Origin of the sequence: Methylorubrum rhodesianum (assembly GCF_014199985.1) — a bacterium.
GTDB classification, from domain to species: domain Bacteria; phylum Pseudomonadota; class Alphaproteobacteria; order Rhizobiales; family Beijerinckiaceae; genus Methylobacterium; species Methylobacterium rhodesianum.
In genome coordinates, this window is record NZ_JACHOS010000001.1 from 487,408 (window position 1) to 503,170 (window position 15,763).

13 protein-coding genes and 1 tRNA gene are annotated in these 15,763 nt (G+C 66.4%); 7 read left to right on the forward strand and 7 right to left on the reverse strand.

From position 1 onward, the window contains the following. Nucleotides 1–259: 259 nt before the first annotated feature. Nucleotides 260–334, forward strand: a tRNA-Thr gene (locus HNR01_RS02065). An 838-nt stretch (nt 335–1,172) separates the two neighbouring features. Further along, the gene (locus HNR01_RS02070) at nt 1,173–2,024 is read left to right on the forward strand and encodes a PAS domain-containing protein (protein WP_183666326.1); all 852 of its coding nucleotides are present in this window, start codon (nt 1,173–1,175) and stop codon (nt 2,022–2,024) included. A 112-nt stretch (nt 2,025–2,136) separates the two neighbouring features. Here HNR01_RS02070 and HNR01_RS02075 read toward each other — a convergent pair whose 3' ends face one another. Then, on the reverse strand, nt 2,137–2,928 hold the full coding sequence (locus HNR01_RS02075; RefSeq protein WP_183666421.1) for a Crp/Fnr family transcriptional regulator: 792 nt from the start codon (nt 2,926–2,928) through the stop codon (nt 2,137–2,139). A gap of 445 nt (nt 2,929–3,373) precedes the next feature. Here HNR01_RS02075 and HNR01_RS02080 point away from each other — a divergent pair, with 445 nt between their 5' ends. Genes HNR01_RS02080 through HNR01_RS02090 form a run of 3 tightly spaced genes read left to right on the forward strand, consistent with a single transcriptional unit; the run spans nt 3,374 to nt 6,760 of the window. Continuing rightward, entirely contained in the window at nt 3,374–5,317 is a 1,944-nt protein-coding gene (locus tag HNR01_RS02080; protein ID WP_183666328.1) for a sensor histidine kinase, read from the forward strand. Further along, a complete protein-coding gene (locus HNR01_RS02085; RefSeq protein WP_026105321.1) occupies nt 5,271–5,717 on the forward strand; it encodes a response regulator in 447 nt (148 codons plus the stop codon). The genes HNR01_RS02080 and HNR01_RS02085 overlap by 47 nt, the downstream gene beginning before the upstream one ends. After that, nucleotides 5,714–6,760, forward strand: coding sequence for a response regulator (locus tag HNR01_RS02090; protein ID WP_183666330.1), 1,047 nt, complete (start codon nt 5,714–5,716; stop codon nt 6,758–6,760). The genes HNR01_RS02085 and HNR01_RS02090 overlap by 4 nt, the downstream gene beginning before the upstream one ends. A 336-nt stretch (nt 6,761–7,096) precedes the next feature. Here HNR01_RS02090 and HNR01_RS02095 read toward each other — a convergent pair whose 3' ends face one another. Next, nucleotides 7,097–7,363: a hypothetical protein gene (locus HNR01_RS02095; RefSeq protein ID WP_017483067.1), complete on the reverse strand. Its 267-nt coding sequence runs from the start codon at nt 7,361–7,363 to the stop codon at nt 7,097–7,099. A gap of 131 nt (nt 7,364–7,494) precedes the next feature. After that, nucleotides 7,495–9,456, reverse strand: coding sequence for a cytochrome C oxidase Cbb3 (locus HNR01_RS02100; RefSeq protein ID WP_183666332.1), 1,962 nt, complete (start codon nt 9,454–9,456; stop codon nt 7,495–7,497). A gap of 285 nt (nt 9,457–9,741) precedes the next feature. On the opposite strand from HNR01_RS02100, the gene HNR01_RS02105 reads away from it, so the two are divergent. Beyond that, nucleotides 9,742–10,488: a sigma-70 family RNA polymerase sigma factor gene (locus HNR01_RS02105; RefSeq protein WP_017483069.1), complete on the forward strand. Its 747-nt coding sequence runs from the start codon at nt 9,742–9,744 to the stop codon at nt 10,486–10,488. A gap of 47 nt (nt 10,489–10,535) precedes the next feature. On the opposite strand, the gene HNR01_RS02110 is transcribed toward HNR01_RS02105, so the two are convergent. From HNR01_RS02110 to ilvN, 4 genes are all read right to left on the reverse strand, one after another. After that, nucleotides 10,536–11,375: a class II glutamine amidotransferase gene (locus HNR01_RS02110; protein ID WP_017483070.1), complete on the reverse strand. Its 840-nt coding sequence runs from the start codon at nt 11,373–11,375 to the stop codon at nt 10,536–10,538. Nucleotides 11,376–11,508: 133 nt separating this feature from the next. Further along, entirely contained in the window at nt 11,509–13,278 is a 1,770-nt protein-coding gene (locus HNR01_RS02115) for an N-acetylglutaminylglutamine amidotransferase (protein WP_183666335.1), read from the reverse strand. Nucleotides 13,279–13,492: 214 nt separating this feature from the next. Further along, nucleotides 13,493–14,137, reverse strand: coding sequence for a glutathione S-transferase family protein (locus HNR01_RS02120; protein WP_183666337.1), 645 nt, complete (start codon nt 14,135–14,137; stop codon nt 13,493–13,495). Between the two features lie 63 nt (nt 14,138–14,200). After that, complete coding sequence (ilvN, locus tag HNR01_RS02125) at nt 14,201–14,743, reverse strand: acetolactate synthase small subunit (protein WP_017483073.1); 543 nt, start codon at nt 14,741–14,743, stop codon at nt 14,201–14,203. Between the two features lie 106 nt (nt 14,744–14,849). On the opposite strand from ilvN, the gene HNR01_RS02130 reads away from it, so the two are divergent. Then, nucleotides 14,850–15,755 carry a methyltransferase domain-containing protein gene (locus HNR01_RS02130; RefSeq protein WP_183666339.1) on the forward strand — a complete coding sequence of 302 codons (906 nt, stop codon included), beginning with the start codon at nt 14,850–14,852 and terminating at the stop codon, nt 15,753–15,755. Nucleotides 15,756–15,763: the final 8 nt, after the last annotated feature.

Here is a 15,763-nt window from a genome sequence, read left to right on the forward strand (position 1 = left end):
CAACGACCCAATCCGGGAGCATCCCGTGTCGGTCAGCGCAGCCTGATGATAAGCAAAGGCGAAACGACCGGGCGCAGTGCTGCGGCCGGACGTGGAGGCCGCTCTATAGCGATGCCCCCATGATCCGTCAACAAATCGACACCCCAGCCCCGCGCCTCACCGTTCCTGCATTTTCTTCAGCGGAAGAGCGTTGCCAAGCGGAATTCGATCGGCTAATGCCGCGTCCAGTTCGGCGGCGGCACCGCCCCCCCGACACCGCGCTGCGGTAGCTCAGTGGTAGAGCACCTCATTGGTAATGAGGAGGTCGAGAGTTCAATCCTCTCTCGCAGCACCATTTTCCCCGTCACATTCTGACATCTTCGCGACCGCGCCGGTCCCCTTGGGATCGAACAAGGTTTTGACCTCGGCAATCCGATCAGTCGCGGGGCTTCCATTTTCGCGAATTGCACAAAATCGGCTCAGCCGGATCTCACGGCGGCGTTCTGAGCGGGGTTTTTAAATTTCTATTCAGTACAAATGAACGCAGAGCTACAAATTTTACAATATTATATTCAATTGTCTATTTCCATCTTCGATCATTGCGACAAGCATAATGAAGACGGTGCACGATCGTCATGTCTTGTCGCGTTGTCGATCAACGCAGCCGGAAATACTCGAAGGCGTGCAGTCGCACCATCGCTATTTTGAATGTGGTGTCATCCTTGACCACCTGCAAGGCACAATCTCTGTCGTGGCGCGTTATGATGCAAGTCGAAGCCACTCTACAGGGTGGCCACTCCGTTCTTGAGCCGACACGGAGATACGCTTATCGGAAATGGAATCTGCATTTTGTATACTTTCCGAGCTGTTTTTGACAAACCAATCTGCGGCGCTATCAATATTTTCCAAACTGAAGCGCCGCATCACTATCTCTCGAGGCATTTTTCCTTAAAACGAACACCAACTGTACAGCATTGGCACAGGGTGCATTTCGGCGCGCGAAGACATGACCTGTGACTTCCGATCGAGTCACAGTCACGTGGCTCTGGGTGCTCGGGTCGGCGCTGCGGACAGCTTTCTTCAGCCCAGGAAGTAGCGATTTCACCTGCTAGGCGCGGATCAGCGGATCACCCCGCCAAACCGGCGTTGCGCGAAGAGAGCAATGGGGCCGTTCGGCACCGGCCGCGTGCCGCATGATCGAAGAAGGCGAAGCGAGGCAGACGGAGGGAAGTTCGGAGGCTCGGGGGCGGGTCATCGTCGATCTGGCCGACCTGTCGCCCTTCACCTGGGATCCAGCGACCGGTGCCGTGAACTGGGATGCGCGCCTCAAGGCCATCTGGGGGCTTCCACCGGACGCGCCTGTGGACCTGATCGCTTGGCTTTCCGCCGTCCACCCCGACGACCGCCACCGGGTGGAGAAGGCATTGGCACAGTGTCGTGATCCGGCCGGTGACGGTGTCTACAGCATCGAGCATCGGGTGATCGGATCCGGCGACGGTGTCGAGCGTCGGATCGCGATGCGCGGGCATACCCGGTTCGAGGACGGCCGGCCCAGCGGCTTCGTTGGCGTCGGTCTTGAGATCGCTGAGCCGACATCGGACGAAGCGACCGGTCGCGCGAACGACCAGGCTCTCCGACGATTCGCGGAACAGTCCGCCCATGTCCTCTGGCTGGCCGACCTCGGAAATGGTCGTCGCACGTATCTCAACCTTGCCCTCCGCGAGGTTTGGGGCCTGCCTCAGGAGGCACTCGCCTCGATCGAGAGCTGGCTCGGAACCATCCATCCCGATGATCGGGACAGCGTGAGCCGTTCGATCGAACGGGCGGCGGAGGGCCACGTCGCGGTCTTGGAGTACCGCATCCTGCGCCCGTCCGACCGCACCGTGCGACGGATCCGCGACACGTTCTTCCCGATCCGCGGTGAGGCGGGCGACACGAACCAGTCGATCGGCCGGGCTCTGGGCTTCGGCCCGTGCACCGTCCAGATCCACCGGGCCGATTCATGGAGGTACTCGGGGTCCGAACCCTGTCGGAAGACGTACTGATGGCGACAAGGGCCGGCGTACAGCCGACCTTCGGTCTCTGACCGCCCGGGCGGAGAGCAGGTGCCAAACGCAGCGCAACGAGGCCGGCAACGACCGCGTCGGGATGGCGATGCTACGCTGCGGGGCGAGCGCTGGAGCCAGGCCGAAGCGGGGTCGCCTCGACCTTCAGATAGGAGGCATCGTACTCGGCCAGGGCCTTGAGCCCATCGGGCTTCAGGATCGTGAGCTTGCGGCCGGACAGCTCGATCAGACCGTCACGACGCAGCTTCTGCAACACGCGGTTGACGTGGACGCACGACATCCCGAGCGTATCGGCGAGATCCGCCTGCGTGATGGGGAAGCTGAACTGATTCTCCGAAGCGAGACCGGTCGCCCGCAGGCGAAACAGCACCTCGCACAGGAAATGCGCCAGACGCTCGGGGCCGGATCGGGAGCCCAGATTGGTGATCCACTCCCGCAACGTCGCCGCCTCTGTCAGCCGCGCCATCTGGAGAGCCAGGGCGATTCGAGGACGTCTGCGAAGCAGATCTTCGTAATCCTGCCTTGGAACGAGCGTGAGCCGGCAGGCCGTCAGCGTTCCGAGCGCGCAATCGAGGGGCAGGCGGAACTCAAGTTCGGGTTCGAATATGTCACCGGGCAGAAGATAGGCCGTGATCTGGCGCCGCCCGTTCGTCAAGAATTTATAGCGGCAGGCAAAGCCATCGAGCACCAGGATGGCGCTTTCCGGAACGTCGGACTGATGGAGAAGGGGTGTCTGCGCCGGAAAGCGACGGCTGTTCGCGGTCAGACCTTCGAGCTCGCGAGTGTCGCTCGGACTCAGCTCCAAGAAGGCCGTGAGCCTTCGCCGGATCGGATCACCCGCCTCGTGATCGGCCGGACCGGCACGGGGCAAAACCTTCTGCAAAGCTTGGGCATCGTCGGCCTGGTTGTCACCGGTCGGCGCCGGATCGGACCCGGACGCAAGGTGTGAGGGGACGGAGTGTTCTGATTGTGACTGACGCGTGCGCATTCGATACTCGTCCGCCCCGATTGAAAGACCTTGTAGCTCCACGTCTAGCACCGCATCCGGCACTTACCTAAGGTAGTCTCGCATCGCGAGAGGGTTGTGAACGGTTTCGTGAGGGTTGTGAACGGTTTCGTGAAGTCCGTCCGGCGGCAAAGCGGCGGGAAATGAGCGTTCAACGGCCGCGTTCAGCGCGGCACGCCATGGTGTCGGGCGCTCAGGCGATGTAACTTATGCCACACTCGGGCGGTCGTGCCGCGCCCGGCCCGCATCGGCGCGGATCGCAGGATCGATCCGGCAATGCGCTTTGGGCGCGGTCCGGTAGCCCTCGAGACGCGACACGACGATGATCTCCACCGGCTACAATCCGGCTCTCGTGGCGCTGTCCCTCGCCATCGCCGTGCTCGCCTCCTATACGGCCCTCGACTTCGGCGGACGCGTGCGCGATGGCGGCGCCCGCTTGCGGTGGGCCTGGCTCGTCGGCGCCGCCCTCGCGATGGGCGGTGGCATCTGGTCGATGCACTTCGTCGGGATGCTGGCCTTCGAGATGGGCCTGCCCGCCGCCTACGATCTCGGTCGCACGCTGCTGTCGCTGCTCATCGCCGTCGCGGTGACCGGAGCGGCGCTGGCCTGGGTCGGACGCAGGCAGGCGGCGCGCTGGGACGTCCTCGTGGCCGGCCCCATCATGGGCATCGGCGTGGCAGCGATGCACTACACCGGGATGGCCGCGATGCGGATGCCCGGCAATCTGGCCTACAGCCTGCCGATCGTGGCGCTGTCCGTCGGAATCGCCGTCTTGGCCGCGACCGTCGCCCTGTGGCTGACCTTTCGGCCGACAGGCATATGGCAGCGGTTCGCGGCGGCGCTGGTGATGGGCGTGGCGGTCGCCGGGATGCACTATACCGGCATGGCGGCGGCCACCATCACCGCGGAGGAGTCGGGCGCCCACTCCGCGCATCTTGCGGCGACGAGCGTCGATCAGCAAAACCTCGCCCTCTATGTCGCAGGCGTGACCTTCGTCATCCTGTTTCTCGCGATGCTCGCCTCCGCGTTCGACCAGCAGCGCATCCAGGGCGAGTTGCGGGCGAGCGAGGAGCGCTTCCGAGCCGCCGTGGCAGCGGTGCGCGGCGTGCTGTGGACCAACGATCCGCAGGGGCGGATGACCGGCGAGCAGCCCGGCTGGGCCGCACTGACCGGGCAAACGCGCGCCGAGTACCAGAATTACGGCTGGGCCGACGCCGTTCATCCGGACGATCGGCAGCCCAGCGTCGAGGCCTGGAACGCGACGGTCGCCGGCCGCAGCACCTTCGTCCACGAGCATCGGGTGCGCGCCCGGGACGGGCTGTGGCGACATTTCTCCATCCGCGCGGTGCCGGTGTTCGATGGGCATGGCGCCATCCGCGAATGGGTCGGTGTCCACACCGATATCACGGAGCAGCGCGAGGCCGAGGCGGAACTACGGGAGTCGAACGAGGAGATTCAGCGCTACGCCTACATCGTCAGCCACGACCTGCGCGCGCCGCTCGTCAACGTGATGGGCTTCACAAGCGAGCTGGAGGCGGTGCGCGAGGAGTTGCAAACCCTTCTGCGCGACCATCCGCAGGGCGCGCGGATCAACGACGACATCGCCGAGTCGCTCGGCTTCATCCAGGCGGCGATCATCAAGATGGAACGGTTGATCGCGGCGATCCTGAAGCTGTCGCGCGAGGGACGGCGCCGGTTCGATCCCGAGCCGCTCGCGATGACGCATCTCGTTCGCGGCATCGCCGATGCCCAGCGCCATCAGGCGGACCGCAAGGGTGCGACGGTGAGTGTCGCCGAAGAACTCCCCGAGATCGTGGCCGATCGCCTCGCCGTCGAGCAGGTGTTCGGCAACCTGATCGACAACGCGCTCAAGTATCTCGATCCGGCTCGCCCCGGAACGGTCGAGGTCACGGCCAGCCCCGCGCCCGGCAACCGCATTCGTTTCGCCGTGTCGGATAACGGCCGTGGCATCCCACCTCAGGATCATGGCCGCATCTTCGAGCTGTTCCGGCGCTCAGGAGCGCAGGATCAGCCGGGGGAGGGCATCGGGCTCGCCAGCGTGAAGGCTCTCGTGCGCGCGCTCGGTGGCCGCATCGAGGTCTCCTCGCAGCCGGGTGCCGGCACAACCTTTATCGTGACGCTGCCCCGCGGGCCGGTTACAGACCGCAGCGCGGCGATAACGCATTGTCCGACACGATGTCCCTGGCCGCGGAGTGACCATGCAGCCGCCCTTCCATGCCGTCAGCATCGTGATGATCGAGGATGACGAGGGTCACGCCCGGCTGATCGAGCGCAACATCCGCCGCGCCGGCGTGAACAACGAGATCGTGCCCTTCCGCGACGGCACCTCGGCGCTCGAATTCCTGTTCGGTGCCGATGGCAGCGGCGAGGTGAGCGGCCGGCGCCATCTGCTGATCCTGCTCGACCTCAACCTGCCGGACATGACCGGCATCGACATCCTCGAGCGGATCAAGGCCAACCCGCACACCAAACGTTCCCCGGTCGTCGTCCTGACGACCACCGACGACAGCCGCGAGATCCAGCGCTGCTACGATCTCGGGGCAAACGTCTACATCACCAAGCCGGTCAATTACGAAGGCTTCTCGAACGCGATTCGTCAGCTCGGGCTGTTCTTCTCGGTCATCCAGGTTCCCGAGATTCCATGAGCGACGCGCGCCCGGCCCCGGCCCTCATCCTCTACATCGACGACGACCCCGGCCTCGGCCGGCTCGTTCAGCGCTCGCTCCGAGCGCGGGGCTATCAAGTCGAACTGGCCGTGAGCGGCGAGGAGGGGCTGGCGCGGGCGCGGACCGGTGGCGTCGATCTTATCGCGCTCGACCACCACATGCCCGACCGGACGGGACTCGATCTGCTGCCGCTGCTCCGAAACCTGCCGGAGGCACCGCCGATCATCTACGTCACCGGCTCGGAGGACAGCCGGGTCGCGGTGGCGGCGCTCAAGGCGGGTGCGGTCGATTACGTCTGGAAGGACCTTCAGGGACAGTTCCGCGAACTGCTCGGGGAAGCGATCGACACGGCCCTACGCCAAGAGGCGCTGCGGCGTGACAAGGAGCGGGCGGAGGCCGCCGTTCGCGAGGCGCGGGACCGGGCGGAACTCCTGCTGCGCGAAGTCAACCACCGTGTCGCGAATTCGCTCACGCTCGTCGCCGCGCTCGCCCGGATGCAGACCAATGCGGTGGCGGACCCGGCCGCGAAGCAGGCCCTAGAGGAGATGCAGGCCCGCATCTCGGCCATCGCCGGCATCCATCGGCGCCTCTACACCTCGCAGGACGTCGAGGCGGTGGAACTCGACGCCTATCTGGCGGGGCTCGTCGAGGAACTGCAGCTGGCCATGAAAGCGTCCGGCCGCGACCATGCCATCCGACTACAGGCGGAGCCGATTCGTCTGGCGACCGACAAGGCGGTTTCCCTCGGGGTGGTCGTCACCGAACTGGTCACCAACGCCTACAAATATGCCTACCCGTCCGAGACCCAGGGCGAGATCCGCGTGCGGGTGATGCGTGAGGGGCCCGATACGCTCTCGCTTGCCGTGGAGGATGACGGCATCGGCTGGACGGGGGAGGGCGAGGCGAAGGGGACCGGCCTCGGATCACGCATCATCAGGGCCATGGCCTCCAACCTGCGCTCGGTGCTGACCTACGCTCCCGGCCGGATCGGAACGCGGGCCATGCTGTCGTTTCAGACCTGACGTCGAACCATCCACTGAAGAGACCGAATCCGCGCGCCACCCACGGGCCGCGCGAACGTCCGATCACAGTCTCCGCTCCGATCGGGCCGACATCGGCTTCATCCGGAAACGGCCGAGAGGCTAATCGATCCAGGACGCTCACGCAGAACGGAGTGTTCGACGCAAAGCTTCCGCCGAATTTTCTTGATCCAATCAATGAACCGGGCCAGCCGGAATCGGTTACCGGGAAGGCAGGTCAGCTGCCTGTTTCTCCCGAGACTTCGACCCGCCCGACCCTGTCGGTGCGGGCTTCTTTTTTCGCGAAGCCGAGCGGTTGGCAGATCGACAGACTGTCTTTCAGAAACGGCGGCAGCGGACCGCCTCATCGGAAAGGGAGGTATGGACGACTTGACCGCCCGCCGCCTCGCAGGCTGAGCGAAACGACCGTTCGGACCGATGGAACCCCCAGATGGCGATCATCGGCGCCACCATGATGAACACGGTCATCCCCATGATGAAGGCGGGAAACCATCCCGGCATCGGCCGGGAGGAGGGCGGCTCCGGGCGAATCGGTGGCATGGGGGCCAGGAAGGCCAGGAGCGGGAGCAGGTCCAGGGCGCTCAAGGTTCGGGCTCTCCCGCGAGGGCGGTACGGGCCGCCGAGACAGGTCGATTGGATTCTAACGCATCGCGGCGGCCTGTGGTCACCCGGAGGACGAAAGGCGATGCGTCGCAGGAGTCGTGCGCCGGCAGGCGTCAGGGGAGTGGGACCTGCTCGGTCAGGCCGTTGATCGAGAGCAGATAGGCGACGAGATCCGTCTGCTCTTCAGCGCTCACGCCGGCGGCTGAATCCGCCCAGTAGGCGTGACCCTCGCCCGTGACGCGGGCCGTGCGCGCCTTCTGAGAGGCGGCATTCGCCGCGACGACCTTCGCGCGCAGGCCGCGATCGACCAGGGCCCGCAGACTATTGGCCGGATCGGGCGCAATGCCCGCGTCGAGCGTGCCTGGAACGCCGAGGTGCTTCGCGAGGTCGGGACCGACCGCGACGCCGGAATCGTGAAGATAGGGTGCGCTCCAGGCGAGGCCGACGAGGTTCTGCACCTTGTACCCGCCGGCCGTCCCCGCATGCGCCCAGGCGAGTTGCACCTGCTTGAGGGCCGTTCCCTCGAGCGGGATCGGCACGAGCTTGGGATTCGGCGGGAGCGGAAACGGTGTGTCGGTCGCGAAGATCGCCGGGGGCGCGAGGCGCGCCTCCATCCTCACGGTCGAGCGTGCGCGGCTCGGCTGCGTTCCGATCTCCTCCACCGGAACGACGCGGTTGTTGCTCAGTGCCGGCCCGGAATGGCATCCGGCACAGCCCACGCGCTCGAACACCGCGCGGCCGCGCCCAACCTGCCCGGCCTCCACCGAGTCCGCCGGCGCACGCAGCAGGTTCTGAAACGCCGACATCGCGTTGTTGGCATAGTTGGCGGGCTCTCCCGGCACGGAGGCGAGGAGGCCGTTATCGGTCATGTAGTTGGTGGCGGGGAAACTCGGCAGCACGGCGTAGCTGTTGAGACCGGGTGTTCCCGGGGTCGGGTCGGCCGCGTCCAACACCTCCGTCGGGCGCTTGCCCGAGGCCGGATCGTAGCGAAGGGGTCCGGCCGCCGCGCCCTGGAGGACCGTGCCGAGATAGACCTGCGGATCGAGCCCGAACAGGGTCCTCGCCGCCTGCGTCTGCTGGGTCGTATCGGAATTGGCGGCGTGAACGTTGTTGTTGAGCGCGGACAACCCCTTGAACGGTCCGATCCCGGCGCGCCCGCTCCAGCTATACGGCTCGGCATAGGCCGAGAAGCTCGAGGGAATCGAGGTCGGGTTGGTCTCGCGATCGGCGGAGGAATCAAAGCTGCCGGCGGGCCAGCTCGCGACCTCCACCTTGGCCGCAGCCTCGAAACGGGCACGGTCCGGGAGCGCGGCCTTCGCGCCGCCCTCGGTGATCACTTGGCGTGCTGCATCGCCGGGATGGGTGGAGGGATCGGCGCTGCCATGCATGAAGTAGGCGGTCGCGTTGCTCGCCAGCGCCATCAGCAGGCCGGCATTGAGGTCGGTGTTGGGCGCGCCCTCCACCACCTTGCCCGAGGCGGGATCGACGGCGGCATGGCAGAGCGCGCAGGTGATCCCCATGCGCAGGCGACCGCGGTCGTAGAAGGTGCGGATGCCGAGGATGAAGGCCGAGTTTCGCGGCACGTCGAGCCCCGTCGGGACCAGTTCCCCCGTCTTCCAAACCCTGTCGCCCACCGTCACGTCGCGGGCCATGCGCACCTGAAGATTGGCCGTGCCCCTCCCTCCGAGGAGAGCGATGGCGCGGGCGACCTCGTAGGGTGTCACCCCGCCCTCGAGCATTCCCATCACGTCGGAGAGGAACACCTCGTTGCCGAAGGTCTCCCGATAGAAGGCTTCCCGGCCGCGCCGCACCAGCGCCTCGTCGATCGCGACGGCGCCGCGTTCGGCGGACAGGACGCCGCGTCCCTCCGGCGTAGCCTCCAGCTGCTCAGCCTCGTCCCGTGCGACTCGTCGCCCGAGGATGTCATAGGCGGTGCTCAGCGGGTAGCGCGCCGGATTGAGGAGATCGCCTTCGTCCGGCATCGGCGCATAGCTGAAACGGGCCACTGAGCCCGCCGCGATCACAGCACCGATGCCGATGACGAGGAGCATGAGGACACGAAGTGGCCATGCCATTAGGGCGCATTTTCCTTGCGACAATGGGAGTGAGGGATGCGCTGCAGCAAATTTGTCCGCGGCAAATCGTTCGGCGTAACTGAAATTAACGTAGGCTAGGCCGTTTTAGTTTCGACGCTTACGATGCGCAGGGCTCAGAAGCCCGACACATTCACAGGTTAATCACAGCGATGCGCTCTTTAGCATACCGATAATCTATGTTGGCGCGAGAGACGGCAAATCGCGGGACAAGTCCGTCGCGGGGTCACGAGCCCTGCCCAAGTCCGTGATCTGCCACAGGACCTGATGCCACAGACTGCCTTCGACGATCTTGCCTCGCCCCTTGAAGACGAGGTGCCGACGCTACCCCCTGAGGTCCAGCAACGCCTCGGAGCCCTTCTCGCCGAAGCCTACGCGCGAATGCCGGGCAATCCGAGCACGGAGGCTGGCCGCTTCGATGCCCTGCTGGCTCGGTTGGAAACGGTCCTCGTCGCCCAGGAAGGCAAGGACGAAGAATCATTCCGGGCTGCCATCATCGAGATGACGCCGCGCCTCTACAACTTCGCCATGTCGCTGACGAAGAACCCGTCGGCCGCCGACGACCTCGTTCAGGACACCTTCCTGCGGGCTTGGCGGAGCCGCTCGCGCTTCACCGTCGGCACTAATCTGGGCGCGTGGCTGTTCACGATCATGCGCAACGCCTTCTATTCGCGCCATCGCAAGGAAGTGCGCGAAGTCGCCGACAGCGACGGCGATTACGCCGAGCGCCTTGCCGCCGCGCCCGAGCAATCGGGCCATGTCGATCTGATGGATGCGCAGACGGCGCTCGCCAAGCTGCCGCTGCCGATGCGGCAGGCGCTGATCCTCGTGGCGATCGAGAACCTCAGCTACGAGGAGGCGGCGACCGTCATGAACTGCCGCATCGGCACGGTGAAGAGCCGTGTCTGGCGCGCACGCGAGCAGCTCGCGCAGATCCTGGGCTACAGCGCGGCCGATGTCGGCTCCGACGGCATGACGCTTTCGGCCGTCGGCGGCTCGACCTGGATGGCGTGACCGTCCTCAGGTGAGGGGCGCCGGGCGAGGCCCGGCGCCGTGCCGGTTCACGCGCTCATCTGCAATTGCAGCTGCGGCAGGCGGGATGTCCGGGCGAGGCCGAATTCCTTCAACGACACGACTTCGACAAGCGCGTCCTTTCGGGCGATCACGACGCTGTTGTCCGGCACCGGCGTCCAGGTCGCGTGCTCCTTGTCGAGCGGCTCCGACACCACCACGACGCCGTCGGCCGACTGCCGGTAATACATGCTGTTGGCCGCATCGTTGGCCGCGTAGCGGAAGGCATAGAGATCGCGCCCATCGGCAAGCGCCGCGGTGAAGCGGAACGGATGACCGCCCTCGATGCCGCCGACCAGCTCCGTCACCTTGGCGAGCGCCAGGGCGGTGGCGGTGATCGGGTCGCGCTTGACCTCCGAAGCCATCAGGCCCTGACCGAGGATCGCCAGGAAGAGCGCCTCCGAATCCGTCGTACCGTTGCGCGAGGGATAGAGTTCGTCCGGAATCAGCGCCTCGATCGGCCGGCGCAGCCGCGCCCAGTCGCCGACATAGCCGTTATGCATGAACAGCCATGGCCCGCAGGCGAAGGGATGGCAGTTCGGACGGGTGATCGGCGTGCCGGTGGCCGCCCGCACATGGGCGAAGAAAAGATGCGAGTGCAGGTGGCGGCAGATGTAGCGCAGATTCTCGTCGGACCAAGCCGGCTGGACCTCGCGGAAGCGGCCGGGCTCGGGATGATCGCCGTACCAGCCGAGGCCGAAGCCGTCGCCGTTGGTGCTCGCGGTCGATTCGAGCGCCTTGATGCTCTGTGAGACCAGCGAGTGCGCCGGTTCGGTCACATAATGTTCGAGCGGGATCGTGCGGCCTCGATAGGCGATCCAGCGACACATCGTTTCACGTCTCCCGCAGCGTTCCAGCGCATCGCGCATCAGGGATGATCGTGGAGAATCCACGTCACCTTGAGCGCAGCCGCCCGCGCCGGTCCGGCACGTCGGGTCATGCAGGCAACGCGGGAACGGCCGATCAGATGCCGTGCGATTGCAGCCACGCTTCGAGCAGGGCGACCTGCCAGAGCTTGGAATTGCCTTTCGGCGTCAGCGTCCCGTCGGGATCGGCGAGGAGGTGATCGACGTAAGGACGATTGAAGATCCCGCGCTCGCGGGCGGCCGGACGGTCGAGAACGTCGCGCACGAAGTCCATGAACGGCCCTCGGATATGCTTGAGCGCCGGAACCGGAAAGTAGCCCTTCGGTCGGTCGATCACCTCGGCCGGCACCACCGCGCGGGCGGCCTCCTTCAGGATGAACTTGCCCCCGTTACGCACCTTCAACTCGGCGGGGATGCGGGCGGCGAGTTCGACCAGTTCGTGATCGAGGAAGGGCACGCGCGCCTCCAGCCCGCAGGCCATGGTCATGTTGTCCACGCGCTTGACCGGATCGTCGACGAGCATGATCCGCTGATCGAGTTCGAGGGTCTTGTCGATCGCGCTCGCGCTGCGCGACTCGGCGAAGAAGCGGGCGATGTAGTCGCGGCTGTAATCCTCATCGACGAAGTCAGGGCTCAGCGCCGTGCGCATCTCCGCGTGATCGCGGTCGAAATAGGCTTTGGCGTAGTCGGCGGTCGGGTCGGTCGAGCCCATCAGCTTCGGATACCAGTGGTAGCCGCCGAACACCTCGTCGGCGCCCTGACCACTCTGGATCACCTTCACGTGTTTCGACACTTCCTGTGACAGCAGAAGAAAGGCCACCGCGTCGTGGCTCATCTGCGGCTCGGCCATCGCATGGATCGCTGCCGGCAGGGCCTCGAGCGTGCGGGAGCCATCGACGACGAGCTTGGCGTGATCGGTGCCGAACCGCTCGGCGATGATGTCGGAATACTTGAACTCGTCGCCCTCGACGCCGTTCACCGCATCGAAGCCGACCGAGAAGGTCTTCAGTCCGCTCTGGCCGTTCCTGGCCAGGAGCGCGACGATGACCGATGAATCGAGACCGCCGGAGAGCAGCACGCCGGTCGGCACGTCGGCGATCTGACGGCGCGCGACCGCGATGCCGAGCGAATCCAGCACCGCCGCACGCCAATCCGACTCGGTCATGTGACGGTCTTCGTCGCGCGGACCGACGGTCAGCGTCCAGTAGGTCTCCTCCCGGCGGGAGCCGTCAGGCTCGAAGATCAGGGTCGTCGCCGGATGGACCTTCCTCACACCCTTGAGGATCGTCAGCGGCGCCGGCACGCCCGCGTGCCAGCTCATGTAGTGGTGAAGCGCGACCTTATCGATCGTTGTGTCGACTTCTCCCGCCGCGAGCAGGGCCGGCAGCGAGGAGGCGAAGCGGAAGCGCTTCCCGGTCTCGGCGTAGTAGAGCGGCTTGATGCCGAGCCGGTCGCGGGCGAGCGTCACCCGACCCGTGTCCCGCTCATGAACCGCGAAGACGAACATGCCGAGGAAGCGCTTCACGCAGTCCCGGCCCCAGGCGTGGAAAGCCTTGAGCACGACTTCGGTGTCGCTGGTCGAGAAGAAGCGGTACCCCTTGGCGACGAGCTCGTCGCGCAGATCCTTGTAATTGTAGATGCAGCCGTTGAAGACGATCGACAGTCCGAGGTCGGCATCGACCATCGGCTGCTGGCCGGCTTCCGACAAGTCGATGATCTTCAAGCGGCAATGGCCGAACAGGACACCTCCCTGGCCGTAGATCCCGCCGGCGTCGGGGCCGCGGGGACGCAGAACCGTCATCATCGCCCGCACGGCGCCCGGATCCGTCGCCCCGCCGAAATTGATCTCTCCGCAGATCCCGCACATCGCCGCTGGCCGTCCTCGTCCCGTACTCGGTGCCCGATCCCGAGCGTCAGAACCGAGCGGCGCCCGACACGTTCCCTTCCGCCCGCGAAACCCTGACCCTCGTTCGATACCGGGCGGCGAGGCCGCTCGGCTCACGTCCGCCAAGCGATTTTCGAGCCATCATCGGATGTGACGGCGTGGGCGGGTCAACGACGGATCGCCGCCGGACGGGACTTCAGGCCGGCAGCGTCAGCCCCTCGCGGGCGAAGACCGCCCGAACTGCCGGGCGTTCGGCCATGCGGCGGGCATGGTCGGTCCAGGCCGGGAAGCGAGCCGGCATGTCGAAGCCGACGACGGGACCGCGGGCCCAGATCCAGAACACCATCAGGTAGGGATCGACGACGCTGTAGCGCTCGCCGAGCGCCCAGCCGCCGCTCGAGAGACGCACCTCGGTCATGGTGCAGAGATCACCGAAGGTGTCGGCGCCCTTGGCGCGAATCTCGGGAAAAGCGGCCTCGTCGGCGCTGTAGCGCTCGGGCCGGCGGATATGGGCGTAGGCGATGTGGTGCCCGGTCGAGAGCCACGCCATCCATTCGTCGGCGACCGCCTGTCCGCGCAGGTCCGCGGGAAGCAGGCCGGCCTCCGGATGCGAGCGGGCGAGATGGCGCAGGATCGCCGCGTTCTCGGTCAGCACCCATCCATCCTCGTAGAGCGCCGGGACGCGTCCGCGCTCGTTGACGGCGAGATATTCCGGTGCCCGCTGGTCGCCCTTGGCGAGATCGAGACGGACCGTCTCGTAAGGTGCGCCGATCTCCTCCAGCACGATGTGGGAGGCGAGCGAGCAGGCGCCGGGAGCGTAGTAGAGGGTGCGGGCGGTCATGGGCCTTCGTATCGCTGCGGACGACGCGTTCCGAAGAATAGCGCCGTCCGCGGGGATGCCCAGTTACAGCGGCTCCGCGCCGCGCCCCATGGCGGCGATGCCCGTGCGGGAGATTTCCACGAGGCCGATCACCGTGAGCAGACGGATGAAGCGGTCGATCTCCTCGGTGGAGCCGGTCAGCTCGAACACGAAGGAGTTCAGCGTGGCATCGAGGGTGCGGGCGCCGAAGGCGGCGGCGAGGCGCAGGGCCTCGCTCCGGTGCTCGCCGGTCCCGGCCACCTTCACAAGGCAGAGCTCCCGCTCCAACGCCTGCCCCTGAAGCGTGAGATCGACGACGCGGTGGACCGGCACGAGGCGATCGAGCTGCGCCTTGATCTGATCGATCACCCCATTGGTACCGGTGGTGACGATGGTGATGCGCGAGAGGTGACGCGCCTCTTCCGTCTCCGACACGGTCAGGCTCTCGATGTTGTAGCCGCGGCCGGAGAACAGGCCGGCGATGCGAGCGAGCGCACCGGGCTCGTTGTCCACGATCACCGCCAGGGTGTGACGGTTGACGGTCTCGACCCGCGTCGGCTCAGGGTAGTGGGTGTTCATCGCGTTCATCGTCTGGCGTTCCTCAACTTGAACCCTGTTCTATCTTGCTTCCGCCACCTCAGGTCAGCACCGCGATGCTGGACCCGCCTGCCGGTGGCGTGATACCGGCCGCGCCATGGATCGGCGCCAGCGTGTCTTGAATCTCGTCCTGCCGCAGGGCCGAACCGGCGTCGAGATCGGCCCCCTCACGAACCCTCTCATCCGTAAGGACGAGGGGGACGTGCTCTATGCCGACCACCTGCCGACGGACGAATTGCGCCGCCAGTATGCGGGGCATCCGACCCTCGGCCCGGCCGGCACCGACGGCATCCATCCCGTCGATATCGTGCTGGGGGAGGGCGGCTTGGCCGTCGCGCTCGGTCAGCGCGGGCCGGTCGATTACATCGTGGCCTCGCACGTCGTCGAGCATGTGCCCGATCCCATCGGCTGGCTGCGCGAGGCGGGCGACGCCCTGCGTGAGGGCGGCGTGTTCTGCCTCATCGTGCCCGACAAGCGCTTCACCTTCGACCACTTCCGGGCGCCGACGACCGCCGGCGCACTGGTCGCCGCCCATCTCGCCGGCCTGCGCAGGCCACCGCTCGCCACGGTCTACGAGCATTTCGCCCGGACGACCCCGGTCGATGCCGGAGCGGTCTGGGACGGCCGACCCGTGCCCCTCACGCCGATCAGCGGCGGACCCGCCGAAGCGCTCTCCATCGCCGCGGGCCTCGCCGAGACCGGCGCGTCCATCGACGTGCATTGCGCGGTGTTCACGCCCTTCAGCTTCGCCGAGATTCTCGCGGAGCTGATCGGCCTCGACCTGCTGCCGTTCGAGTGCGCCGCCCTCGAGCCGACCCGCCCGCGGGAGAGCGAGTTCTTCGTGCTCCTGCGCAAGCGCACGGACCGTCCGGCGGCGGCGCGCGCCGCCACCGTGCCGCGCCTCGACCCGGACCGCCACGGCGCGGTGCCGCGGCCGACTTGGCCGCAGCGGATCGGTCAGCGGCTTCCGCGCCGCTGGCGCCGGGCCCTCCGCAGAGGGTAGGCCCGCCA

Bases quoted from the DNA above. Each gene is read 5' to 3' on its own strand.
- HNR01_RS02105 (WP_017483069.1), top strand. From the start codon at position 9,742: ATGCCACAGACTGCCTTCGACGATCTTGCCTCGCCCCTTGAAGACGAG.
- HNR01_RS02085 (WP_026105321.1), top strand. From the start codon at position 5,271: ATGCAGCCGCCCTTCCATGCCGTCAGCATCGTGATGATCGAGGATGAC.
- HNR01_RS02110 (WP_017483070.1), bottom strand. From the start codon at position 11,375: ATGTGTCGCTGGATCGCCTATCGAGGCCGCACGATCCCGCTCGAACAT.
- HNR01_RS02100 (WP_183666332.1), bottom strand. From the start codon at position 9,456: ATGGCATGGCCACTTCGTGTCCTCATGCTCCTCGTCATCGGCATCGGT.
- HNR01_RS02120 (WP_183666337.1), bottom strand. From the start codon at position 14,137: ATGACCGCCCGCACCCTCTACTACGCTCCCGGCGCCTGCTCGCTCGCC.
- HNR01_RS02070 (WP_183666326.1), top strand. From the start codon at position 1,173: ATGATCGAAGAAGGCGAAGCGAGGCAGACGGAGGGAAGTTCGGAGGCT.
- HNR01_RS02090 (WP_183666330.1), top strand. From the start codon at position 5,714: ATGAGCGACGCGCGCCCGGCCCCGGCCCTCATCCTCTACATCGACGAC.
- HNR01_RS02130 (WP_183666339.1), top strand. From the start codon at position 14,850: ATGGATCGGCGCCAGCGTGTCTTGAATCTCGTCCTGCCGCAGGGCCGA.
- HNR01_RS02115 (WP_183666335.1), bottom strand. From the start codon at position 13,278: ATGTGCGGGATCTGCGGAGAGATCAATTTCGGCGGGGCGACGGATCCG.
- ilvN (WP_017483073.1), bottom strand. From the start codon at position 14,743: ATGAACGCGATGAACACCCACTACCCTGAGCCGACGCGGGTCGAGACC.
- HNR01_RS02080 (WP_183666328.1), top strand. From the start codon at position 3,374: ATGATCTCCACCGGCTACAATCCGGCTCTCGTGGCGCTGTCCCTCGCC.